The organism is Brachybacterium hainanense, assembly GCF_042434575.1.
Lineage (GTDB): Bacteria > Actinomycetota > Actinomycetes > Actinomycetales > Dermabacteraceae > Brachybacterium > Brachybacterium hainanense.
Genome location: NZ_JBHLSV010000063.1, coordinates 1 through 516, shown reverse-complemented (window position 1 = coordinate 516; position 516 = coordinate 1). Strand labels below are relative to the sequence as shown.

Below are 516 nucleotides of genomic sequence, written 5' to 3'. Positions count from 1 at the left end.
AGCAGGGGCTGCGGCAGGGCGCTGCGGGGCGGGCACGGCGGACGCCGCCTGCACCGCGACGGCGGAGCGGCTCTGGTCGAACAGCGAGGTGCGCAGCAGCCGACGCCGGGGGGCGGAGGGGGCGCTCGGCGCGGAGGCCGCCGGCTCCGTCCCTGCGGGGAGCCCGGTCCTCGATGCCTCCGCGGCCGCGTCGACGTCGGCGACCGGCTCCTCGGCCTCCGGGAGCGGCGGGACGACAGGCGCGGCGACCGGAGGTGCCGTCTCCTCGGGGACCGAGAGCGCCGGTGCGGGAGCAGGAGGCTCGGATCCGGCGGGCCCCGGCACCGGGGCCTGAGCGGGATCGGATGCGGGCCCCGGCGCGGACGCGGCGGCGGGTGCCGGATCCGGATGCGGCGCCGGGTCGGCCGAGGCGGCAGGGGCCGGCGCCGTGCCGAACAGGCTGTCGAAGACGCTCGGGCGGGCGGGCTCCGCAACCGTGGGCGGAGCCGGAGCCCCGGCGGCGGGACGCACCGGTGC

The 516-nt window shown here is 81.4% G+C and carries 1 protein-coding gene; it reads left to right on the top strand.

The features are described 5' to 3' along the window. Positions 1–334, top strand: a 334-nt coding sequence (locus ACFFF6_RS19945; protein ID WP_376983274.1) for a hypothetical protein, incomplete at its 5' end; no start/stop codon positions are given. Between the last annotated feature and the right edge of the window lie 182 nt (positions 335–516).